Here is a 20,800-nt window from a genome sequence, read left to right as displayed (position 1 = left end):
GGCGGCACGACCGCCGGGCGGCGAATGGGGCGCGGGCGGGACCGGGGGAACGTGTCCCGCCCGCGCCGAGGTGCACGAGCCGCAGGTACGGGGGGAACCCCGGCTCGGTGCGAAAGCCGATGACCAGTCGGCTCACTCATTACTGCGTCACGGCGGCCGAAAGTGTCACACCCCCGGCGAGAAGAACCCCCGCCGCCCGCGAAAGTGCAGGTCAGATGGGCTGTCGAGGCTACGCGGCGTGGGGCGCGCCGGTGTGCTGCGGCCGGGGCTGGTAGGCCGAGAACGAGGGCGCGTGCGGGCCGTGGGCCCGGTCGGGGTGGTGGGGGCGAGCGGGGTGGTGGGGACCGCGCCGGGGCGGGGCTATGTCGGCGTCGTCGTCGGCGTCGTCGCCGTTCCCGCTGCCGTTGCCGCCGTCGTCACCGTCGTCGCCCTTGCCCTGGCCGTTTCCCTTGCCTTCGTCCTTGCCGTTGCCGTTGCCGTTGTCCTTGCCTTCGCCCTCGTCACTCTTGGGGCCCTTGCCGCCCTTGCCGCCGTCGTCGCCCTTGTCGCCCCGGCTGTCGCCGTCTCCGGTGTCCGCGCGGAGCTCGCCCTCCCGGACCGGCCCTCCCGGGGTGGCCCGGTCGGCGCCGTCGGCGCCGTCCCGGCCGCCGGTGCCGGTTCCGGCGAGGAGAGCGCCGCAGTACTTCCCGACCCGCGAGGCTCCCCCGGCCGCCTCCCTCAGCGCGCCCCGGTGGGCGGTGTCGAGTTCCTTGCCGGCGCGCACCTTGCGGCAGGACGCGGCGAGGCTCGACCGCCGGCCGTCGGAGCCGCCGGGGTTCCGGTCGTCGGCGCCGCGGTCCCGGGTCTCGCCGCCGTCGCGCGCGGTGCCCCCCTCGGGCGCGCCCGGGGTCGCACCCGGCACCGACCCGCCCTGCACCCCGTCCAGCGGCGAGGGCGGGGCGAGCGGACGGTCGGGGGAGGCCGCGGCCGAGACGGTGGCGGCGGGTTCCGGTTCGGTGCGGTCGAACGGCGTCGGCAGCACTCCGGTTCCGGCCGCCGCCGCCACGCCGCCGATCATGCCGACGGTCAGCGCGGCGGCCAGCCCGAGGCGCAGGGGGCGGCCCCGGCGCGGCCGCCGGGCGCCCTCGCCGGGCGAGCCGATGCGGACGGGACCGGCGCCAAAGGGCCGGTCCCCGGCACCGTGCCCGGCGGCGGCCGGGGCCTGCGCCGACGCGTCGGCCCGTTCGGCGCGCACCTTGCGGAAGGCGGCCAACGCCGCGGCCTCGCCAGGGAGTTCCTCGCCGGTCGGCGCCGGCAGGGCGGAGAGCGCACCCAGGGCCGCGGCGAGTCGTCCCGCACGGTCGCGAACCGCGGGGTCGGCACCCTCCAGTGGCTCTCCGCGCAGCAGGAACTCCGCCGTTTCGCGGTCCAGCCACTTGTCCTGCTCGTCGGCCATCACATGTCCTTCTGCGTCCGCGCACGCGTATGCGTCACACTCGCGGACGTCGCCGCACGACCGCGCGGTTCTCGCTGCGACGGCAGGGCGTCGAGCCCACCGCCCGATTCCGGATCGCCGCCGAGCAGTTCGGCCAGCCGCTTCAGGCCACGGTGCGCCGCCGTGCGGACCGCGCCGGGCCGCTTGCCCAGGGTCTCGGCGGCGCTCTTGGCGTCGAGGCCCACCACCACGCGCAGCACGACCGCCTCGGCCTGGTCCTGGGGCAGCCGGGCGATGAGGGAGAGGGTGCTGCCGGTGGCCAGCGCCTCCATGGCCTCACCCGCGGTGTCGGACTCCGCGGGCTTGCCGGTCAGCTCCGTCTCGTCGCCGCCGATCACCGGCCGGCGGCCGCGCATGCGGATCTGGTCCAGTGCGCGGTTGCGGGCGATGCGGGCGGCCCAGCCGCGGAACCGGTCGGCGTCGCCGTCGAACCGTTCCAGGTCACGGGCTATCTGGAGCCAGGCCTCGGACGCCACGTCCTCGGCGTCGTGTTCGCCGACGAGCGTACGTACGTATCCGAGCAGTCGCGGATGCACGGCGCGGTACACAGTCCGGAACGCGGTCTCGTCCCCGTCCTGTGCCGCACGCACCGCGGCGGTCAGCTCCGCGTCGTCCCCCAGCACCGAGAAGCCTTTCTGCGCCTAAACCGGCGCCGCTCTCGCGGACGTGGTCCTCGCCGTCGTGGTTGCTCCGTTGATGGTCGCGGTGGTCTCCCGCTGCACCGGCGCGAATGGCACGTTACGTCTTGAAACCGCCACTCGTCCATGTCCTCCTCGCATTGCCGTACAAGATGCAACTAACCCGTGACGCGGTGAGGTGTGACAGAAAACGCAGTCGCGGCGCTGAAGGGAGTACGGGCCGCCGCGCGGCCCGTGCCGCGCGACGGCCGGGGCCTCTCCTGTGGGGGGTGGCGGCCCCGGCCGTTGCCTCGGCCGCCGCGGTTGCCGCTGGTGGGGGCTACTGACCCCGGCCGGGGGTCGGTTCCGCTGCGTTGCCGGTCCCACCGCTGTCGCCCTTCCCCTGGTTTCCGCTTCCCTGCTCGTCGCTTCCCTGACCGCTGTTGGCGGCCGCACCGTCGCCCTCGCCGTTCGGCCGGCCTGTTCCGGTCTCCCGGGCGGGCTGCCCGGCGCAGTAGGCCTCGACCTGCTCCGCGCCGCCCGCCGCCGTGAGCAGCCGCTGCCAGGCCGTGGCGTCCAGGGCCCCGCCGCGGCCCTCCAGCCGCTCGTAGGCGCGGCACTGGGCCTCGACGTCCGCGGCGGCGGCCGGGCGCTCCGGTGACGCGGAGGCACCGGGGGCCGTGGTGGCGGGGGCGGGCGTGGCGGCGCGCGGGGTGGCGACCGGCTGGACCGAGGCGCCGTCGGTCGGGGCGGGCGGACGCACCCGGTCCCGGCCGCCGTCGTCCGCGGCGGAGCCGCCCCCGCCCATGGCCGCGTACGCGACCCCGCCCAGGGTGATGCTCGCCAGCAGGACGGAGAGCGCGGTCCTCAGCGTGCGCCCCGTGCCCCGCCCGGCGCGCGGCCGCCAGTCGTCCCGGCGCCGGGTGCGCACGGCCCGGGCCGGTTCCGCCTCCCGCGCGGCCCGGAACGCGGCCACGGCACGCCGCTCGCCCTCGGCGTCGGCCCGCTCCCCGCCCAGCGCCGCGGCGAGCAGCGCCTCCGCGTGGCGGGTGCCGTCGAGCGCGGCGGGCCGACGTCCGTCGTCCTCCCCGTGCCGTGCACCCATGCCCGCCTCCGCTCCCGCTCGGTCCGCCGGGCCGCCCTCGGCGCCCCTCATGTCGACTCCCCCAGCGTCCTGGGGCCGTCATCCGTCACACCGTCGGCCCCCAGCTGCCGGGCGAGCCGCTTCAGCCCCCGGTACGTCGCCGTACGCACCGCGCCCGGCCGTTTGCCGAGCACCCGCGCGGCGGAGGGCCCGTCGAGGCCGACGACGACCCGCAGCAGCACGGCCTCGGCCTGGTCGCGCGGCAGCGCCGAGACCAGGGTGAGCGCGGCCTGGGTGGAGAGTGACTCCAGTACCTGGTCGTGCGTGCTGTGCGGGCCGGGCAGGTCCAGGACGTCCTGCTCCAGCGCCGTGGGCCGCGGCCGCACCTTCTGGCGCCGCAGGTGGTCCAGGGCCCGGTGCCGGGCGATCGTCGCCGTCCAGCCCCGGAAACCGGCGCCGTCGCCCCGGAAGCGCCGCAGGTCACGGGCTATCTCCAGCCAGGCGTCCGCCGCGACGTCCTCGGCGTCCTCCCCGACCAGGCCGCGCAGGTAGCCCAGCAGTCCGGGCTGCACGAACCGGTAGGCGACCGCGAAGGCGGCCTCGTCACCTTCCTGGGCCCGTGCGACAGCCGCGCCCAGTTCCCCGTCGTACGCCTGTACGCGGCGGGGTTCCCCTCGCTGGCCCAAGAACCGTCCTCATCCGTACCGAGTTCTCCGCGCGCTCGGGTGAGCGCCCCCCAAGGTCATCAGCGTCGGCGCGCACAGAAGTGTCACAGGGACGTCGGGGGCCGTGGTGGTCCCGGACGCCCGGCGTCACCGGGCCGCCGTCGCGTCCCGGCACAGCAGGCGGAGCGACCCGTCGCCGGCGAAGCAGCGGCAGGCCTCGTCGATCGGGTCCCACAGGCGGCCGTCCGGGGTGCGGACCCAGTGGTCGCCACCGGTCGTCCACCACTCGCCGCCCGCCTGACGGACGATCACCTCCCCGGCGTACGCGCCGAGTCCGCGCAGCGCCGTCTCCACGGCGGCGTACGGCGCCTCCTCGTTCCGGATGCCGTCGATCATCCGGTCCACGCGCCACAGGCTCTGCGCCGAGTAGTCCAGGCGAAGCCTCGCGCCCTCGCGCATCGTGGCCACCGCGTCCGCCGCCCACCGCACCGGCTTGGCGGCGGCCGACGGCCGGGGCTGCCGCGGGCTCGTCGTCCCGTTCGTCAATCCGCTCGTCAATCCGCTGGTCACAGTCGTCACATGGGCTATAGCGCCGTGGCGCGGGATTGCGTCACACGTGGGAAGCGGTCGTTCCGCAACCGGCGCAGGACCGCCCCACCTCCGCCACGACCGCCGCACCGCCACCGCGCGTTCACCGCACGACGGTCACAGGCACGTCCCGGCGGCGGCCCCGGCGTTCAGCCCCGTCCCCGCGCCCGGCGGGAGACCACCGCGCGCAGCACGCGGCGCCCCTCCGTGGAGACCTCCAGGGCCGGACGCACCCCGGCCGCGCCGTGCCCGGCGAGCAGTTCCAGGACGCCGGCCTGGCGGCGGAGTTCGGCGGCGACGAGCGGGGGGAGTCCCTCGGTGCCCGCGTCGCGGGGGACTTCGCCCTCCGGGGCCGCGCCGGCCGCCGGGTCGAGCAGCCGGTGGATGCGGAGCGAGGCGGCGGAACAGGCGTCGGCCCACGTCCGCAGCGCCGGGCCGGAGCACTCGGCCGGCGCGGCCGCGAGCATGCGGCGGGCCAGCACCACGGCCTCGTCCTCACCCGTGGCGTCGGGGCCGGCGAGCTTGTCCCGCACCTGCGCAAGCGCCTCGGCCCAGTCGGGTCCCCTCGCGTCACCGATCGCGTCGGCGGACGCGTCGGCGAGGGTCGCCCACAGGGGTCTGAGGGCCTCGTCGTCGCCGTCGAGCAGCGGGACGCAGCGATCCAAACAAGCCAGCCCGCTCGCGGCGAGTCCGCGTGCGTCGGCCCGCGCGATCAGTTCCACCAGGCTCATCGGGTGCCTCCCTGTTCCCGCCGCTTCGCCCCGCTCATCACCACGGAGCCCGCACTGACCCTTACTGCGTGCGACGGGCCGGGAGTGTCACAGGGGCACGACGCCCAGCCGGTCGAGGAACCGGAAGAAGAGGTTTTCGGCCACCGGACCAGAGGCGAGGACCCCACGGCCCTCGTCCTCCTCCTCGCCCTCGTCCGCAGCCGGGTCGTCCGACAGCACCCGCGCCAGTTCGGCGGCGCTCGCGGCACACCCCGCCTCGGCGGCCCAGGCGACGGCGCGCTCGGCGGCGTCCCGGGGTTCCAGGAAGTAGTCCTCCAGAGTGAGTCCGTCCCGCTCGGCACCCAGGTATCCGGCCATGGCGGTACGCGCCAGGCAGGTCGTCCACGCCCCGCTCTCGGGCGCCGCCGCCTCCACGACCACGCAGTCGCTGTCCATCACGTAGCCGAACAGCGCGGGCGCGCCGGTCTGCCCGGCCAGGTCGTTCATGTTCCCGACGTCTCCGTCGCCGCCCGGGAACTCCCACACCTGCCAGCCGTCCGGCGCGGTCCGGCGCAGGGTCATGTCCCCGGCACCGGCCAGCGCCGCCAGCTCCGCGAGCGGCCGCTCGGCGCGGCCGACGACGAAGTACCCCCAGTAGCCCATGTCCCGGTCCCCCCGGCGTGTCGGTTCGGCTGGGCAAAAGACCACCACAGCCGTACGGGAGTTCGCAGCAGGATCGGCCAATCGGCGTGTTGCCCGGGTCGGCCGGGTCGGCCGGGGTCAGTCGAGCCGGTTCGCCAGCGCCGCGAAGTCCGTCCAGGACAGGTCGGGTTTGCCGGGGTCCCACAGCTTCTGGACCGTCGCGGCCAGCGGCAGCCGGATGCCCTCGGCGACCTGGGCCTGGGTCTGGGCGTTCGGGAAGTCGCCCCAGACGGCGAAGCTGCCGCCGAGTATCTGGTCGTCGTACTTGGCGTCGACGGCCGTGGTGCCGCGCAGGACGCGCGGGGTCCACTGCTCGTAGATGCGCTCGCCGGTCGGGTAGACGAACGTCTGGGGCTGGCCGAGCACGTAGTAGAGGAACTCGTCGTTGTAGTTGAGGACCTGGCGGCCCTCGCTCAGGTACTCGGTCGGCGGGCGGGCGCCGATCTCCTTGCCGGTCCAGTAGGCGACCTTGATGTCCTTGAGCGGCTCGACGGACGTGTCCTTGAAGAAGCCGTCGTTCCACGCGCGCGGGGTGCGGTGGTGGGCCATGACCGTCTCGGCGCGGCCGTTGAGCCAGCCGGTGGTGAGGTCGGCGACGGTGCCGTCGGAGCCGTACGCCTTGCGGGCCGCGGCGGCCAGCGTCGGGTAGGACGCCTCCGGGTCCGGCACCACGAGCGCCTGGTACTCGTCGGCGCCCAGGTGGAACTGGGAACCGGGGAAGAGGTCGGCGTACTCGTTCAGCAGGTCGTCGACGATCTTCGCGGCCTCCGGCTTGGAGATGTCGATGGCGCCGCGGGTGGGCGTGCCCTGCGCGTTGCGCAGCTGGAGGTCGGGGTGCGCGGCGATCACGGCGCCGAGGTGGCCCGGCGAGTCGATCTCGGGGACGACGGTGATGTGGCGCGAGGCGGCGAGATCGATGATCTCCTTCATCTCGGCCTTGGTCAGGTGCTCGTCCGAGACGATCTCGGGGTGCGAGTCGGACTCGACGCGGAAGGCCTGGTCGTCGGAGAAGTGCAGGCCCAGCTCGTTGAACTTGAGGTCGCCCAGCTCGCGGATCCGGTCCTTGATCCAGTCGGCGGTGTAGTGCTTGCGCGCGATGTCGAGCGAGAAGCCGCGCTTCGGTTTCGCGGGCTCGTCCTTCACGACGCCCTCCGGCGCGGTGCCGCCGCCGTCCACCGCCTGCTTCAGGGTGCGGGTGCCGTAGTAGACCCCGGCCTCGGCGGGCCCGGTGACGGTGACCCGGCCGTCCCGCACGGTCATGGTGTACGACTCCGGGTTCGCGCCCTTGTCGGCCTTCACGTCGAGCAGCAGGTCCCCGGCGCGCTCGTCGTCCTTCTCCCCCGCGTACGTCATCCCCAGCTCGCCGGCGATCTGCTTGCCCTCGTCGGCGAGTCCGGAGTCGGCGACGACGACCCGGTTCCCCTTCTCGGGCTGCCAGCCGGGGCCGCGCGCGGCGGTGTGCTCGCGCACGGCGGGTATGGTGCGCGGCTCCTTGGACAGCGGGTAGGACCGGCTGGGGCTGGGGGCGGCCGCCTCGCCGGTGGAGGACCGGGCCGCCGAGCCCTCCCGGTCGCCGTCACCGCCGCCGTCGCCGTCGGTGGCCCACAGGCCGACCCCCACGCCGAGTGCGGCGACCACCGCGCCGGCGATCACGGCCCGCTGTCTCACCTTGTGCGCCGGTATCCGGCCTCCGTGCTGGCTCACAGCGCCAACCTAAGGTCGCTGTTGCCGTCATGCGTCCACCACATGTTCTGAAACTCTCCCGTTCGGGTGAAATTCGGGCATCGGACGGACACGCGTTGCCGTCACTCGATAACGTGACGCCACACCTTTCGCACAATCCCCTGCCGACACACACGTGAAGCCCACGAGGACCCACGCTGCCTGCGCACCGTCTCCCAGACCTCCCCCGCCGAGTGGCCATACCGGTACCTGTGCAAACACGCGCCACACCGGCAACGGCCACCCCGCTGGAGCGCTTCAACGCGGCCCCCGCCGACGAGGCCGCCCAGACCCTCCTCACCTGCCTGCACTCCCACGCCTGGGCCCACCGCCTCACCGGCCACCGCCCGTACCCGGACCTCACCGCCCTCCTGGCGGCAGCGGACGAGGCGGCCTACGACCTCTCCCCGGACGACCTGACCGAGGCCCTGGCGGCGGAGACGCTGCCCGCCCTCCCCGAGGACACCTACGCGGCGGCCCACACCGCGCTGAACGCGGCCCACGCGGCCTACGAGTCCCGCTTCGGACACGTGTTCGTCATCTCCTTGGACGACTTGAGCACCAACGAGGCCCTGAACCACGTCCTGGCAGCCATCCGGTCACGTTTGAACAACGACCTGGACGAAGAACGCCTGGTAGCGGCTGAAGAACTCCGGCACCTGGCAAGAGGCAGATTGATCAGCACGCTCAGGGGCGCGGGGAACTGCGCGACCAGCCACTGACCACCCGCACCCGGCAAACCACCCAAACCCCCACCCCAGTAGCCGCCCCCGCGGCAACCCCACTGCTCCTTTGAGTGCAACTTTGATCACACCGGCAGGCCCCCTGTAAGCACCGCAGGTACACGTCGCTACCATGCTGGGGGCCGGTGGACCGTACCCGGCCGGGCCCGACCGACAAGGAAAGCCGGCGCGGCCCCAATCCCCGCTCCCGGAGGAAATTTCCGTGCCGGCTGGAACGCTGTACCGCGGCCGGGAAGGAATGTGGTCCTGGGTGGCTCACCGAGTCACCGGCGTCCTCATCTTCTTCTTCCTGTTCGTTCACGTGCTGGACACCGCTCTCGTGCGGGTGTCCCCCGAGGCCTACGACACCGTCGTGGCCACGTACAAGACGCCGATCGTCGCGCTGCTGGAGTACGGCCTCGTCGCCGCCATCCTCTTCCACGCGCTCAACGGCCTGCGTGTCATCGCCGTCGACTTCTGGGTCAAGGGCGCCCGCTACCAGAAGCAGATGCTCTGGACCGTCGTCGCCCTGTGGGTCGTGCTGATGCTCGGGGCGATCTACCCCGTCCTCGGCCACGCCGCTCGTGAACTGTTCGGGAGCTGACGCCAATGTCCACGACTGAATCCCCCGCCACCGGGATCGGCCCCGTCGAGGGCGCCTCCCTCTACACGGCCGACAACCCGGCGCCGCTCATCGAGGCGCCCCGCGCCCGCACGAAGAAGACCCCGAAGTCCACCCGGGGCAACTTCGAGATGGCCGCCTGGCTGTTCATGCGCCTGTCCGGCGTCGTGCTGGTCGTCCTGGTCATCGGCCACCTGCTGATCCAGCTGGTCCTCGACGGCGGCGTCTCCAAGATCGGCTTCGCCTTCGTGGCGGGCCGCTGGGCCTCGCCGTTCTGGCAGGTCTGGGACCTCCTGATGCTCTGGCTCGCGATGCTGCACGGCGCGAACGGCCTGCGCACGGTCATCAACGACTACGCGGAGCGCCCGAACACCCGCCTGTGGCTCAAGGGCCTGCTCTACACCGCCACGGTGTTCACCATCCTGCTGGGCACGCTGGTGATCTTCACCTTCGACCCGAACATCCGCTAGGCACGGGGCTGCGAAAATCATGAAGGTACACAAGTACGACACCGTCATCGTCGGCGCCGGTGGCGCCGGCATGCGCGCGGCCATCGAGTCGACCAAGCGCAGCCGCACCGCCGTGCTGACGAAGCTCTACCCCACCCGCTCCCACACGGGCGCCGCGCAGGGCGGCATGGCCGCCGCGCTGGCCAACGTGGAGGAGGACAACTGGGAGTGGCACACCTTCGACACGGTCAAGGGCGGCGACTACCTGGTCGACCAGGACGCCGCCGAGATCCTGGCGAAGGAGGCCATCGACTCGGTCCTCGACCTGGAGAAGATGGGCCTGCCGTTCAACCGGACGCCCGACGGGACCATCGACCAGCGCCGTTTCGGCGGTCACAGCCGCAACCACGGCGAGGCCCCGGTCCGCCGGTCCTGCTACGCGGCCGACCGCACCGGCCACATGATCCTCCAGACGCTCTATCAGAACTGTGTCAAGGAGGGCGTGGAGTTCTTCAACGAGTTCTACGTCCTGGACCAGCTGATCACCGAGGTCGACGGCGTCAAGAAGTCGTCCGGTGTGGTGGCCTACGAGCTGGCGACCGGCGAGATCCACGTCTTCCAGGCGAAGTCCGTGATCTACGCCTCCGGCGGCACCGGCAAGTTCTTCAAGGTGACGTCCAACGCGCACACGCTCACCGGCGACGGCCAGGCGGCCGTGTACCGGCGCGGACTGCCGCTGGAGGACATGGAGTTCTTCCAGTTCCACCCGACCGGCATCTGGCGCATGGGCATCCTGCTGACGGAGGGCGCCCGCGGTGAGGGCGGCATCCTGCGCAACAAGGACGGCGAGCGCTTCATGGAGAAGTACGCGCCGGTCATGAAGGACCTCGCCTCCCGCGACGTCGTCTCGCGCTCCATCTACACGGAGATCCGCGAGGGCCGCGGCTGCGGTCCCGAGGGCGACCACGTCTACCTGGACCTCACCCACCTCCCGCCGGAGCAGCTGGACGCCAAGCTGCCCGACATCACGGAGTTCGCGCGGACCTACCTCGGCATCGAGCCCTACACGGACCCGATCCCGATCCAGCCGACCGCGCACTACGCCATGGGCGGCATCCCGACCAACGTCGAGGGTGAGGTCCTCAGCGACAACACCACCGTCGTCCCCGGCCTGTACGCGGCCGGCGAGGTCGCCTGCGTGTCCGTGCACGGCGCCAACCGCCTGGGCACCAACTCGCTGCTCGACATCAACGTCTTCGGCCGCCGCGCGGGCATCGCCGCCGCGGAGTACGCCCAGAAGGCGGACTTCGTCGAGCTGCCCGAGGACCCGGAGTCCCAGGTCGTCGAGCAGATCGAGCGGCTGCGCTCGTCCACCGGCACCGAGCGGGTGGCGACGCTCCGCCGCGAGCTGCAGGAGTGCATGGACGCCAACGTCATGGTGTTCCGCACCGAGCAGACGATCAAGACGGCGGTGGAGAAGATCGCCGAACTGCGCGCCCGCTACAAGAACGTGTCGATCCAGGACAAGGGCCGGCGCTTCAACACCGACCTGCTGGAGGCCGTCGAGCTGGGGAACCTGCTCGACCTGGCCGAGGTGATGGCGGTCTCCGCCCTCGCCCGCAAGGAGTCGCGCGGCGGTCACTACCGCGAGGACTTCCCCAACCGCGACGACGTCAACTTCATGCGCCACACCATGGCGTACCGCGAGGTGGGCGACGACGGCGCCGAGTCCATCCGGCTCGACTACAAGCCGGTCGTCCAGACCCGCTACCAGCCGATGGAGCGTAAGTACTGATGGCTACCCCTGTCATGGAGAAGAACGACCAGGCCCCCGAGCCCGGGTTCGCCGACTCCCCGTACATCACGGTCACCTTCCGCGTACGCCGATTCAACCCGGAGGTCGCGGCCGAGGCGTCCTGGGAAGACTTCCAGCTGGAGATCGACCCGAAGGAGCGCGTCCTCGACGCGCTGCACAAGATCAAGTGGGACCTGGACGGCAGCCTGACCTTCCGCCGTTCCTGCGCGCACGGCATCTGCGGCTCGGACGCCATGCGGATCAACGGCAAGAACCGCCTGGCCTGCAAGACGCTGATCAAGGACCTCAGCCCCGAGAAGCCGATCACGGTCGAGCCCATCAAGGGCCTGACGGTCCTCAAGGACCTGGTCGTCGACATGGAGCCGTTCTTCCAGGCGTACCGGGACGTGATGCCCTTCCTGATCACGAAGGACACCAACGAGCCGACGCGTGAGCGCCTGCAGACCGCCGAGGACCGCGAGCGCTTCGACGACACGACCAAGTGCATCCTGTGCGCCGCGTGCACGTCCTCGTGCCCGGTGTTCTGGAACGACGGCCAGTACTTCGGCCCGGCCGCGATCGTCAACGCCCACCGCTTCATCTTCGACTCGCGCGACGAGGCCGGCGAGCAGCGGCTGGAGATCCTGAACGACCGCGACGGCGTGTGGCGCTGCCGCACGACCTTCAACTGCACGGACGCCTGCCCGCGCGGCATCGAGGTCACCAAGGCCATCGCGGAGGTGAAGCGAGCGCTGATCACGCGCCGCTTCTGACTCCGTCGGTGTACGCCGGTTCACGGCTGTGAGGGCCCCGTTTCCCCTGGAAGCGGGGCCCTCTGGCATATGCCACACCATCGGGTGAACCCGTCGGCAACGGGCCATACGGCTACCCTCCGTCCTACGATGATGGCCTCGACACCAGCCCCTAGGAGGCACGCGATGTCCGCAGCATCCGTAGAGCTGCCCCACGGCGACCTTCCGCTGATCGCGGAGGCGAACCTCCTCATGGACCGCAATCCGGGGTACCGCGTCGAGATCATCGGAGGCCAGCTCGTTGTGACCCCGCCACCGGACGTTCCGCACTCGCGGGCCCTGACCAAACTCATGCGCCCGTTCATCGCCGCGGGCCTTGACGACGGCGAAACCGAGGTGCACCAGGGCATCGGTCTCTGGCTGCCCATGAACGCCGACGACTACGCGATCCCCGACCTGGCGGTCGTGGACGCCGACATCGACGACCACCTCATCGAGAACAACTGCTACGACCCGGTCTGCTTCCGTCTCGTCCTGGAGGTCACCTCCAGCAACTGGAAGAACGACCTCAAGGCCAAGGTCACCGCCTACGCCGCCGCCATGGTCCCCGTCTACGTGATCGTCGACCGCAAGCACCAGCGCCTCCACGTCCTGACCGACCCGGACTGCGCCGACTACTACACCCACCGCGTCCACTCCCCCGGTGAGACCGTCGTCCTCCCCGACTCGCTCGGGGCCGAGGTCACCCTGGACGTCGGCGAGATCCTTGCCGCCGGACGGACGAAGAGCGCGCCCGGCGAGGGCTGACAATCAGCCGTTCCGGGCGACGATCGTCCTAGCCTGACGGCATGTCAGATGACGAGTCGTACGAACTGCTCGGGTTCGACAACGTACTGCTGCCCGTCGGGGACCTCGGTGAGGCCGTCGGGTTCTACGAGCGGGCCGGTTTCCCGGTCGCCTACCGGCTCGACGAGGCCGGGATCGCGCTGCTGAAGGTGGGCGTAGAGACGCCGGGGCTGCTGCTGCGGGCGGAGGAGGAGTTCGGGCGGCAGCCGCCGATGTGGCCCTCCGCACGGGTGTGGCTGGAGGTGACCGATGCCCGGGTCGCCGCCCGCGCGCTGCGGGACGCCGGGGTGCCGCCGCTGGACGAGCCGTTCCCCGTGGCCACCGGCTGGACGGTCGAGTTCGCCGACCCGTGGGGCAACGTCATCGGCCTCACGGACTACTCCAAGCGCCCGGAGCTGGGCCGCCGCCCCTGAGCCGCAGGCGATCCCGCATCCGGCTTGAACGTGTTCAAAAACAGGTCTACAGTCAGTCCTGTCAGCGTTTTGAACGCGTTCAAGAAGGGGTGGGGCATGGACCGCACCGTCATCGCCTACGTCATCTACCTGGTCGTCAGCATCGGTCTGACCGTCTGGGTGGCCCGCACGCTCAGCCGCAACGGACGGGTCTTCCTCTCCGACGTCCTGCACGGCAACGAGAAGCTCGCGGACGCCGTCAACCACCTCCTGGTGGTCGGCTTCTACCTCGTCAACCTCGGTTTCGTCGCCCTCTACCTGAGCGACGACGAGACGATCACCGACACCCGGGGCATCTTCGAGGCGCTCTCGACCAAGCTGGGCGTGGTGCTGCTGGTGCTCGGCGTGATGCACCTGGGCAACGTGTACGTGCTCAACAAGATCCGGCGGCGCGGGCTGATGGAGCGGGAGCAGCTGCCCCCGGTCCCGCCGCAGGGCTGGGTGGCCCCGACGGCCGGGGCCTGACCCGATGGCTCCCGCTCCCGGGACGACGGCCGGCGCCCCCGTGCGCCGGCTCACCGTCCTCTACGACGCCGAATGCGCCCTGTGCACCCACGTACGGGACTGGCTGCTGCGCCAGCCCCGGCTGGTGCCGCTGGAGCTGCTCCCGGCCGCGTCCCAGGAGGCGCGCAGGCGCTTCCCCGGGCTCGACCACGGGGCCACCCTCGACGAGGTCACCGCCGTGGGCGACGCCGGGCAGGTCTACCGGGGCGCCGCGGCCTGGGTGGTCGTCCTGTGGGCGCTGCGCCGGTACCGCAGGCTCGCCCACCGGCTCAGCACGCCCAAGGGCGCCCTGCTGGCCCGGGGAGCCGTCCTGGCCGCCGCCAAGTGGCGCGCCGGGCAGCGGCAGTGGGGCGGCAACGGGTACCGCCGCGCCGACGGCTGGGTGTACGAGCCGGGCCTGGGGTGGATCTACGCCGGGCCGGGCTGTGCCGACGGCACCTGCACCACTGGATAGGCTCTGGACCCGTGCCTGCGATCAACGACGGCGCCGACGACGGTGCCCACCTCAGCAAGTCCGAGCAGACCCGCGCGCTGATCCTGGAGACGGCCATGCGGCTGTTCCAGGAACGCGGTTACGACCGGACCACGATGCGGGCCATCGCCCAGGAGGCCGGGGTCTCCGTCGGCAACGCGTACTACTACTTCGCCGGCAAGGAACACCTGATCCAGGGCTTCTACGACCGGATCGCCGCCGAGCACCGGGCGGCGGTCCGCGAGGTGCTGGCCAGGGAGACCGACCTGGAGGCCCGGCTGGCGGGCGTGCTGAAGGTCTGGCTGGACATCGCCACGCCGTACCACGAGTTCGCGGTGCAGTTCTTCAAGAACGCCGCCGACCCGGACAGCCCGCTCAGCCCCTTCTCCCCGGAGTCGGAGCACGCGCGCGTGGAGGCCATCGGCATCCACCGCGCGGTGCTCGCCGGGGCGAAGACCAAGGTGCCCGAGGAGCTGCGGGACATCCTGCCCGAGCTGATGTGGCTGTCCCAGATGGGTCTCGTCCTGTACTGGATCTTCGACCGCACCGAGGACCGCGAGCGCAGCTACCGCCTCGCCGAGCGCGGCGCCCGGCTCACCGCGCGGGGCGTCGTGCTGGCCCGCTTCCGGGTGCTGCGCCCGCTGGTGCGCGAGGTGCACGAGCTGTTCACGGACTTCCTGCCGGGGATGACGAAGATGATGCCGGACCCCGCGAAGAAGCCGACCCGGGATGCCGGTCCTCAGGCCTGACGGGACGCCAGCTCGATCACCGTGATGTCCGAGGGCGCCCCCACGCGCGTGGGCGGACCCCAGGCGCCCGCGCCGCGGCTGACGTAGAGCTGGGTGTCGCCGTAGCGGTCCAGGCCCGCCAGCGTCGGGTTGGCGGCACCCGCGATGAGGTTGCCCGGCCAGAGCTGGCCGCCGTGGGTGTGGCCGGAGAGCTGGAGGTCGACGCCGTGGTCGACGGCGTCGTGGATCTGCACCGGCTGGTGGGCGAGCAGCACACAGGCGCGGGCGCGGTCCCGGTCGCCGAGGGCCCTGTCGTAGTCGGGGCCCTGGCCCTCGTCCTCGCCCGCCACGTCGTTGACACCGGCCAGGTCGAAGTGGGGCAGCTCGGTGCGGGCGTTCTCCAGCGGGATCAGCCCGAGCCGCCGCACCTCGGCGACCCACTGCTCGGCGCCGGAGAAGTACTCGTGGTTGCCGGTGACGAAGTACGCGCCGTGCCGTGCCTTGAGCTGGGCCAGCGGGGCGGCGGCCGGGCCGAGGTCCTTCACGCTGCCGTCGACCAGGTCGCCGACGACGGCGACGAGGTCGGGCTGCGTGGAGTTGATCGTGTCGACGACCTTCTGCGCGAAGCCCCGGCCGAGCACCGGCCCCAGGTGGATGTCGCTGACGACGGCGATGCGGAAACCGTGCGCCGCGCGCGGGAGCTTGGCCAGCGGCACGGTGACCCGCTTCACCTTCGGGCCGCTCAGCACGCCGTACGTGCCGTAGCCGACCGTGCCGACGGCCGCCGCGGCGGCGGCACCGGCGACGACGCGGGAGACGAAGAGACGGCGGGAAGGCACGGCGAGGGGGCTGCCCCCGGACGCAGCTTCGGCACCCGGCGCCTCGGGCGTCACGGGCCGCACGGGTGCCTCGGGTGCCTCGGGTGCCTCGGGCGTTTTCGGCGGGGCCGTTCCCGCCGGTATGCGCGAGGTGTCCGCGGCCGGGGTGACCGAGGGCTCCGCCCCCGCCGTCCGCCGCGCGGCCGCCCGGCGTTCCAGGAACCACCGCAGCAGCGGCCGGACGAGCTCGCCCGCGAGCACCGCGAGCAGCAGGTAGATCGACAGGGCGAGCCACAGGAAGCCCGGCCAGGCGAGCACGCGCTGGAGCCAGAACGGCGCGCCCGCGCGCTCGGCGACCAGCGCCCCGACCGCCAGCAGCCAGCCCCCGGCGATCACGGCCGCGCCGATCCGGCGCACCGGCCCCGGGGCACGGGTCGTGTCGCGGAACAGGCGCCGCCACACATACCAGTTGGCCGTCACCAGGACGCCCACCATCAGCAACGCGACCAGCACGAAGACGACCACCATGCCGTCGTATCCCCTCGGTTGGGACGCCCAGGGCGTCCGTGACGTCCTCGTCGCCTATGACGTTCGGCGCAGTGCCCGCACGCCGCGCAACCCGATGACCCCGACGACCGTCCCCAATACGAAGGAGACGATCGCGAGCAGCAGGTGCACCCAGAAGTACGCCGTGGGGTCGCCGTCCTCGAAGGCGAGCCCGCTGCCGTCCTTGACCAGGTTTTTGACGAAAGTGATCCAGATGATCCAGCTCCACACCCCGAAAGCGAGCAGGAACCAGGAGACGGGGCGGCTGAGCTTCATGGTTTCAGTATCGCCGCACGCTGTCCTGATCCGTGCGCGGGGTGGGGAGGGGGGTGGGACCGACCCGGTCGCGGGGGGTACGTTTCCGCTCGTGCCCGCTCCCAAGAAGGCCCTCAGGCGATCCCTGACGGTCACCTCCGCCGCCCTGACCGCCCTCGCCCTCCTCTCCCCCGCCGCGCTGGCCGCCCCGAGCCCGTCGACGAGTCCGTCGACGAGTCCGTCGGCCACTCCGCCGGCGTCGATGTCGGTCGTGGGCGGCGCGCGGCTGGGGAAGCCCGGGACGCAGGTGGACCTGGCGGGCGGGGCGCCCGTGCTGCCGAAGGACCTCACGGCCCGGTCGTGGATCGTCGCGGACGCCGAGTCGGGCGACGTGCTGGCCGCGCACAACGCGCACTGGAAGCTGGCCCCGGCGAGCACCCTGAAGATGCTGTTCGCGGACACGTTGCTGCCGAAGTGGCCGAAGACGACGAAGCACAAGGTCGAGGTGTCCGACCTGGCGGGCATCGGCTCCGGGTCCAGCATGGTGGGGATCAAGGAGGAGGAGACGTACACCGTCCACGACCTGTGGCTCGGCGTCTTCCTGCGCTCCGGAAACGACGCCGTGCACGTCCTGTCGGCGATGAACGACGGCGTCGAGAAGACCGTCGCGGACATGAACGCGCACGCCAGGGAACTGCAGGCCGGCGACACCACCGTGGTCAGCCCCGACGGCTACGACATGCCGGGGCAGGTCTCCTCCGCGTACGACCTGACGCTCATCGCCCGTTCGGGGCTGCAGAAGAAGGACTTCCGCGAATACGCCTCCACGGTCCGGGCGAAGTTCCCGGGCGAGACGAAGAAGGACAAGAAGGGCAAAACCAGCCGTAAGCCCTTCGAGATCCAGAACACCAACCGGCTCCTGGCGGGCGACTACGACGTCGAGGTCTACCCCGGCATCGCGGGTGTGAAGAACGGCAACACCACCAACGCGGGTTCCACCTTCACGGGTGTCGCCGAGCGCGACGGCCGGGTGCTGCTCGTCACCGTGATGAACCCGGCGAAGGACGAGCACAACGAGGTCTACAAGGAGACCGCCCGGCTGTTCGACTGGGGTTTCCGGGCGGCCGGCAAGGTGCGGCCGGTGGGGGAGCTGGTCGGGCCGAGGAGCGCCACCGCGGCGAGCCCCTCGGCGGAGCCTTCCGGTGAGGCCGGCGGCACCGGGAAGGGCGCCGCGGGCGCGAAGCCGGTGGCGGGCGCTCCGGCCGGGAACGGGTCCGGCGGGGCCGGGGTCGCGGCCGGTATCGCCGCGGGGGTGCTGGTGCTGCTCGCGGGCGGTGCGTTCCTGATCAACCGGAAGTGGCCGCTGCCGGACCTGGTCCGTCGCCGGACCCGTCCGTGACGTCCGGGTCGCCCGGCTCCCCCAGTTCCTGCGCCTTGCTGCCCGTCGCCGTCCAGGAGGCGCAGAACAGCACCAGCTTCGCGGTGAAGTTGATCCACAGCAGCAGGGCGACGGGGACGCCGAAGGCGCCGTACATGCTCTTCGCCGCGACTCCCTGGATGTAGCCGCTGAGCAGCAGCTTCAGCAGTTCGAAGCCGACCGCGCCGATCAGTGCGGCCACCACCAGGCGGCGGCGCTCGGGCTGGACTCCGGGGAGCAGGGTGAGGACGTAGAGGAGCAGCAGGAAGTCGGCGAGCACGGCGACGGCGAAGGCGGCGACGTAGAGCAGCACGCCTCCCACCCCGCCCTGGGCGAGACCGATCGTGCGGATGATCCAGCCGACCAGCGCCGAGGCGACGGTGGAGATGCCGACGGTGATCAGCAGCGCGCCGCCGAGACCGACCAGGACGCCCGCGTCCTTGGCCCGGTGCAGGACCGGGTTCTCCTCCTCGTCGGGCAGCTCCCACACGGCGCGCAGACAGCCCCGGGTGGCCTCGACCCAGCCCATGCCGGTGAACAGCAGCAGGAGGGCCGCGATGACGCCGACGGTGCCGGCGTTGTCGACGAGGCCCTGGATGTTCAGCTGGTCGGAGATGCCGGGGATCTGCTCGGCCAGCGTGTCCTGGAGCTTGTCCTGCTGCTGCTTGTTCAGCGTGGCGGCGGCGACGGCGGCGGCCAGGCTCAGCAGCGGGAAGAGCGCGACGAAGCTGGTGAAGGTCATGGCGGCGGCCAGCCGGGACCACTTCACCCGGTCGAGACGCTCGTAGGAGCGCCACGCGTGCGTGGTCATCAGGCGGGCGATCCACGGTCCCACGACGGGGAGCTTCTTCAGCCAGTCCATGATCCGACCCTGCCCTCGCTCGTCGCGTTCCATGATCCCGAGGGCCCTCCGGATCCGGCCGCGGACCGGAAGACCAGTGTCCTTGTGCCCCAGAAGCGCAGGATCGTGCCCAGGACCATGCCGACCCCGGCGCCGGAGACCGTGTCGGCGCGCTGCGAGGTGAGGCCGAGCCCGTAGTGGCTGACGGCCAGGCAGAGCAGTTGCACGGCGGCGCCGGCGGCGTTCACGGCGAAGAACACCGCGCAGGGGCGCAGGCCCCGGGGGCGGCCGAGGTGGCGGTAGGTGCCCAGCGCGTTGCCCGCGTAGGCGGCCGAGCAGCCCGCGACGAAGGAGAGGGCCTTGGCGGTGAGCGGGTCGAGTCCGGCCGGGCCGCGCAGGCAGGTGAAGAGGGCGAGGTCGACGGCGTAGGCGAGCAGGCCGGCGAAGGCGAAGCCCAGCAGTTCGCGCCGGTCGGCTACCAATTGGCCACCGCCAGGCCGTACATCGCGAGCCAGACGACCCCGATCAGCGCGAGGGCGCGGTCGCGCAGGACGACGTCCTCGGGTTCGCCCGCGGTGCCGCGGTCGGCGAAGACGGCGTAGCGCAGGACGGCGAGGACGAAGGGGATCACGGAGAGCTGGCGCCAGGGCAGCACGCTGGCGTGCGGGACGCCGCCCTCCTCCATGGCCCACAGGCAGTAGCCGAGGACGGCGACCCCGGCGGCGAGCTGCCAGACGAAACGCAGGTAGCCGGTGGTGTACTCGGTGAGCAGCGCGCGCGTGGCGCCCTGCTTCCCGGCCATCTGCACGGCCTCGGAGTAGCGCTTGGCGGCGACCATGAACAGGGCGCCGAAGCCGGTCGTGATGAGGAACCAGCGCGACAGGGGGATGCCGAGCGCGAGTCCGCCGATCATCGCCCGCATCAAAAAGCCGGTGGTGACGACGGCGAGGTCGACGACCAGGACGTGCTTGAGGCTGACGCAGTACGCCAGTTGCATGGCGAGGTAGGCGGTCAGCAGGGCCGCGACGGGCGCCGGGCACAGCCGGGCCGCGAGGACGGGCGCGAGGACGCCCAGGACGCCGCCGACGGCGTAGGCGAGCGGCACCGGGACGTCTCCGGCGGCGACCGGGCGGTGCCGTTTGACGGGGTGGGCCCGGTCGGCGTCGGCGTCTCGGGCGTCGTTGATCAGGTAGACGGCGGCGGCGCAGGCGGTGAACAGGACGAAGACGAGGGCGAGCCGGCCCAGCGCGTGCGCGGAGAACAGTTCGCCGGCGGCGGCCGGGGCGGCGACGACCAGGACGTTCTTGACCCACTGGCGGGGGCGCGCGGTGCGCAGCAGCCCGGCCGGGACGTGTCTCGCCCGGCGCGGCGGAGCGGGCTTCGGCGGCTGTTCGGGGGCGCGTTGGCGCAGGACGGCCGTGTCAGTCACGGGTGCCTCCGCGCATCCAGCCGGTGCCGAGCCGGGCCGTGAGCGCGCCCAGGGCGGCGCCCGCGGCGACGTCGGAGGGGTAGTGGACGCCGACGACCAGCCGGGAGGCGCACACCGCCGCGGCGAGCGGCCAGGCGGCACGCACCCCGAGGGTGCCGAAGACGACGGCGGCCGCGGCGGCCGAGGTGGCGTGGGAGCTGGGGAAGGAGTGCCGGCCCGCGGTGCGCACCAGGGGGACGACGTGCGCGGGGCGGGGGCGGCGCACGACCCGCTTCACGCCCATGCTGACGACGTGGGCGCCCGCGGTGAGGGCGGTGCCGCGCAGCCAGGCCGTGCGCCGGGGCGGGTCCACGGCGGCCGCCGTGAGGCCCGCCGCGAGCCACAGCGCCCCGTGCTCCCCCGCCCAGGACAGGGCGCGCGCGGCGCGGGCCACGCGCGGGTCGGTTCCGCGGGCCCTGAGCGCGCTGACGATCCGGTGGTCCATGTCGTCGAGGTCGTCCATGTGGACTCACTGTCCACGCCCGCGGCACGCGAAGGCGGGCACGCCGGAGCGACATACCATTAATCACCCGTTTCAGGGATGCTCCGAA

The 20,800-nt window shown here is 72.4% G+C and carries 25 protein-coding genes; 11 read left to right on the top strand and 14 right to left on the bottom strand.

Translation table 11 applies throughout. The features are described 5' to 3' along the window. Positions 1–229 precede the first annotated feature (229 nt). From ACH4D3_RS17025 to ACH4D3_RS16990, 8 genes are all read right to left on the bottom strand, one after another. A complete protein-coding gene (locus ACH4D3_RS17025) occupies positions 230–1,435 on the bottom strand; it encodes a hypothetical protein (RefSeq protein WP_398322590.1) in 1,206 nt (401 codons plus the stop codon). Next, complete coding sequence (locus ACH4D3_RS17020; protein WP_398322587.1) at positions 1,435–2,097, bottom strand: RNA polymerase sigma factor; 663 nt, start codon at positions 2,095–2,097, stop codon at positions 1,435–1,437. The genes ACH4D3_RS17025 and ACH4D3_RS17020 overlap by 1 nt, the downstream gene beginning before the upstream one ends. Before the next feature lie 334 nt (positions 2,098–2,431). Then, positions 2,432–3,247 (bottom strand): hypothetical protein, encoded by an 816-nt coding sequence (locus ACH4D3_RS17015; protein WP_398322584.1) that lies wholly within the window; start codon positions 3,245–3,247, stop codon positions 2,432–2,434. Further along, entirely contained in the window at positions 3,244–3,861 is a 618-nt protein-coding gene (locus tag ACH4D3_RS17010; protein WP_398322581.1) for an RNA polymerase sigma factor, read from the bottom strand. Before ACH4D3_RS17010 ends, ACH4D3_RS17015 begins: the two co-directional genes overlap by 4 nt. Positions 3,862–3,987: 126 nt before the next feature. Continuing rightward, complete coding sequence (locus ACH4D3_RS17005) at positions 3,988–4,410, bottom strand: hypothetical protein (protein WP_398322579.1); 423 nt, start codon at positions 4,408–4,410, stop codon at positions 3,988–3,990. Positions 4,411–4,577: 167 nt separating this feature from the next. Then, complete coding sequence (locus ACH4D3_RS17000; RefSeq protein ID WP_398322576.1) at positions 4,578–5,159, bottom strand: hypothetical protein; 582 nt, start codon at positions 5,157–5,159, stop codon at positions 4,578–4,580. An 87-nt stretch (positions 5,160–5,246) separates the two neighbouring features. Next, entirely contained in the window at positions 5,247–5,801 is a 555-nt protein-coding gene (locus ACH4D3_RS16995) for a hypothetical protein (RefSeq protein WP_398322573.1), read from the bottom strand. 117 nt (positions 5,802–5,918) lie between these two features. After that, the gene (locus ACH4D3_RS16990) at positions 5,919–7,544 is read right to left on the bottom strand and encodes a glycoside hydrolase family 20 protein (RefSeq protein ID WP_398322571.1); all 1,626 of its coding nucleotides are present in this window, start codon (positions 7,542–7,544) and stop codon (positions 5,919–5,921) included. Positions 7,545–7,774: 230 nt separating this feature from the next. On the opposite strand from ACH4D3_RS16990, the gene ACH4D3_RS16985 reads away from it, so the two are divergent. The 10 genes from ACH4D3_RS16985 (at position 7,775) to ACH4D3_RS16940 (ending at position 14,925) form a co-directional block, all read left to right on the top strand. Then, positions 7,775–8,284: a 2-oxo-4-hydroxy-4-carboxy-5-ureidoimidazoline decarboxylase gene (locus ACH4D3_RS16985; RefSeq protein WP_398322568.1), complete on the top strand. Its 510-nt coding sequence runs from the start codon at positions 7,775–7,777 to the stop codon at positions 8,282–8,284. A 223-nt stretch (positions 8,285–8,507) separates the two neighbouring features. Continuing rightward, entirely contained in the window at positions 8,508–8,888 is a 381-nt protein-coding gene (gene sdhC / locus ACH4D3_RS16980; protein WP_003974113.1) for a succinate dehydrogenase, cytochrome b556 subunit, read from the top strand. A 5-nt stretch (positions 8,889–8,893) separates the two neighbouring features. After that, positions 8,894–9,376: a succinate dehydrogenase hydrophobic membrane anchor subunit gene (locus ACH4D3_RS16975; protein WP_398322565.1), complete on the top strand. Its 483-nt coding sequence runs from the start codon at positions 8,894–8,896 to the stop codon at positions 9,374–9,376. 19 nt (positions 9,377–9,395) lie between these two features. After that, complete coding sequence (gene sdhA / locus ACH4D3_RS16970) at positions 9,396–11,150, top strand: succinate dehydrogenase flavoprotein subunit (RefSeq protein WP_398322562.1); 1,755 nt, start codon at positions 9,396–9,398, stop codon at positions 11,148–11,150. After that, positions 11,150–11,923, top strand: a complete 774-nt coding sequence (locus ACH4D3_RS16965) for a succinate dehydrogenase iron-sulfur subunit (RefSeq protein ID WP_398322559.1) — start codon at positions 11,150–11,152, stop codon at positions 11,921–11,923. Before sdhA ends, ACH4D3_RS16965 begins: the two co-directional genes overlap by 1 nt. 165 nt (positions 11,924–12,088) lie before the next feature. Then, a complete protein-coding gene (locus ACH4D3_RS16960) occupies positions 12,089–12,709 on the top strand; it encodes a Uma2 family endonuclease (RefSeq protein WP_398322556.1) in 621 nt (206 codons plus the stop codon). A gap of 41 nt (positions 12,710–12,750) precedes the next feature. Beyond that, on the top strand, positions 12,751–13,161 hold the full coding sequence (locus ACH4D3_RS16955) for a VOC family protein (protein ID WP_159323981.1): 411 nt from the start codon (positions 12,751–12,753) through the stop codon (positions 13,159–13,161). Positions 13,162–13,257: 96 nt separating this feature from the next. Beyond that, positions 13,258–13,665: a hypothetical protein gene (locus ACH4D3_RS16950; RefSeq protein WP_398322553.1), complete on the top strand. Its 408-nt coding sequence runs from the start codon at positions 13,258–13,260 to the stop codon at positions 13,663–13,665. A 4-nt stretch (positions 13,666–13,669) separates the two neighbouring features. Then, positions 13,670–14,158, top strand: a complete 489-nt coding sequence (locus tag ACH4D3_RS16945; RefSeq protein WP_398322550.1) for a thiol-disulfide oxidoreductase DCC family protein — start codon at positions 13,670–13,672, stop codon at positions 14,156–14,158. Between the two features lie 11 nt (positions 14,159–14,169). Further along, entirely contained in the window at positions 14,170–14,925 is a 756-nt protein-coding gene (locus ACH4D3_RS16940; protein ID WP_398322547.1) for a TetR/AcrR family transcriptional regulator, read from the top strand. On the opposite strand, the gene ACH4D3_RS16935 is transcribed toward ACH4D3_RS16940, so the two are convergent. Then, positions 14,916–16,250, bottom strand: coding sequence for a metallophosphoesterase (locus ACH4D3_RS16935; protein WP_398322544.1), 1,335 nt, complete (start codon positions 16,248–16,250; stop codon positions 14,916–14,918). The two genes, ACH4D3_RS16940 and ACH4D3_RS16935, sit on opposite strands and share 10 nt — an antisense overlap. Before the next feature lie 54 nt (positions 16,251–16,304). Beyond that, positions 16,305–16,544 (bottom strand): SCO4848 family membrane protein, encoded by a 240-nt coding sequence (locus tag ACH4D3_RS16930; protein WP_003974124.1) that lies wholly within the window; start codon positions 16,542–16,544, stop codon positions 16,305–16,307. A 91-nt stretch (positions 16,545–16,635) separates the two neighbouring features. Between ACH4D3_RS16930 and ACH4D3_RS16925 the strand changes: the two genes are divergently transcribed. Next, positions 16,636–17,922 (top strand): D-alanyl-D-alanine carboxypeptidase family protein, encoded by a 1,287-nt coding sequence (locus ACH4D3_RS16925; RefSeq protein ID WP_398322541.1) that lies wholly within the window; start codon positions 16,636–16,638, stop codon positions 17,920–17,922. Here the strand turns inward: ACH4D3_RS16925 and ACH4D3_RS16920 are convergent. Genes ACH4D3_RS16920 through ACH4D3_RS16905 form a run of 4 tightly spaced genes read right to left on the bottom strand, consistent with a single transcriptional unit; the run spans position 17,870 to position 20,712 of the window. After that, positions 17,870–18,802, bottom strand: coding sequence for a YihY/virulence factor BrkB family protein (locus ACH4D3_RS16920; RefSeq protein WP_398322539.1), 933 nt, complete (start codon positions 18,800–18,802; stop codon positions 17,870–17,872). The genes ACH4D3_RS16925 and ACH4D3_RS16920 overlap by 53 nt on opposite strands. Continuing rightward, the gene (locus tag ACH4D3_RS16915) at positions 18,790–19,263 is read right to left on the bottom strand and encodes a GtrA family protein (RefSeq protein ID WP_398322536.1); all 474 of its coding nucleotides are present in this window, start codon (positions 19,261–19,263) and stop codon (positions 18,790–18,792) included. The genes ACH4D3_RS16920 and ACH4D3_RS16915 overlap by 13 nt, the downstream gene beginning before the upstream one ends. Further along, positions 19,257–20,210 (bottom strand): decaprenyl-phosphate phosphoribosyltransferase, encoded by a 954-nt coding sequence (locus tag ACH4D3_RS16910; protein ID WP_398322533.1) that lies wholly within the window; start codon positions 20,208–20,210, stop codon positions 19,257–19,259. The genes ACH4D3_RS16915 and ACH4D3_RS16910 overlap by 7 nt, the downstream gene beginning before the upstream one ends. Further along, a complete protein-coding gene (locus ACH4D3_RS16905) occupies positions 20,203–20,712 on the bottom strand; it encodes a phosphatase PAP2 family protein (RefSeq protein WP_398322530.1) in 510 nt (169 codons plus the stop codon). The genes ACH4D3_RS16910 and ACH4D3_RS16905 overlap by 8 nt, the downstream gene beginning before the upstream one ends. Positions 20,713–20,800 lie beyond the last annotated feature (88 nt).

Origin of the sequence: Streptomyces sp. NPDC018026, from assembly GCF_044327745.1 — a bacterium.
Classification (GTDB): Bacteria; Actinomycetota; Actinomycetes; order Streptomycetales; family Streptomycetaceae; genus Streptomyces; species Streptomyces rubrogriseus.
The sequence above is the reverse complement of the archived record's forward strand: the minus strand, read 5'-3'. Positions and strand labels throughout refer to the sequence as shown.

Excerpts from the sequence above, each read along its gene's own strand:
- ACH4D3_RS16930 (WP_003974124.1), bottom strand. The coding sequence starts at position 16,544 with ATGAAGCTCAGCCGCCCCGTCTCCTGGTTCCTGCTCGCTTTCGGGGTG.
- ACH4D3_RS17015 (WP_398322584.1), bottom strand. The coding sequence starts at position 3,247 with ATGAGGGGCGCCGAGGGCGGCCCGGCGGACCGAGCGGGAGCGGAGGCG.
- ACH4D3_RS17000 (WP_398322576.1), bottom strand. The coding sequence starts at position 5,159 with ATGAGCCTGGTGGAACTGATCGCGCGGGCCGACGCACGCGGACTCGCC.
- ACH4D3_RS16935 (WP_398322544.1), bottom strand. The coding sequence starts at position 16,250 with ATGGTGGTCGTCTTCGTGCTGGTCGCGTTGCTGATGGTGGGCGTCCTG.
- ACH4D3_RS16950 (WP_398322553.1), top strand. The coding sequence starts at position 13,258 with ATGGACCGCACCGTCATCGCCTACGTCATCTACCTGGTCGTCAGCATC.
- ACH4D3_RS16945 (WP_398322550.1), top strand. The coding sequence starts at position 13,670 with ATGGCTCCCGCTCCCGGGACGACGGCCGGCGCCCCCGTGCGCCGGCTC.
- ACH4D3_RS16965 (WP_398322559.1), top strand. The coding sequence starts at position 11,150 with ATGGCTACCCCTGTCATGGAGAAGAACGACCAGGCCCCCGAGCCCGGG.
- ACH4D3_RS16975 (WP_398322565.1), top strand. The coding sequence starts at position 8,894 with ATGTCCACGACTGAATCCCCCGCCACCGGGATCGGCCCCGTCGAGGGC.
- ACH4D3_RS17025 (WP_398322590.1), bottom strand. The coding sequence starts at position 1,435 with ATGGCCGACGAGCAGGACAAGTGGCTGGACCGCGAAACGGCGGAGTTC.
- ACH4D3_RS16905 (WP_398322530.1), bottom strand. The coding sequence starts at position 20,712 with ATGGACGACCTCGACGACATGGACCACCGGATCGTCAGCGCGCTCAGG.
- ACH4D3_RS16995 (WP_398322573.1), bottom strand. The coding sequence starts at position 5,801 with ATGGGCTACTGGGGGTACTTCGTCGTCGGCCGCGCCGAGCGGCCGCTC.
- ACH4D3_RS16955 (WP_159323981.1), top strand. The coding sequence starts at position 12,751 with ATGTCAGATGACGAGTCGTACGAACTGCTCGGGTTCGACAACGTACTG.
- ACH4D3_RS16960 (WP_398322556.1), top strand. The coding sequence starts at position 12,089 with ATGTCCGCAGCATCCGTAGAGCTGCCCCACGGCGACCTTCCGCTGATC.
- ACH4D3_RS16920 (WP_398322539.1), bottom strand. The coding sequence starts at position 18,802 with ATGGACTGGCTGAAGAAGCTCCCCGTCGTGGGACCGTGGATCGCCCGC.
- sdhA (WP_398322562.1), top strand. The coding sequence starts at position 9,396 with ATGAAGGTACACAAGTACGACACCGTCATCGTCGGCGCCGGTGGCGCC.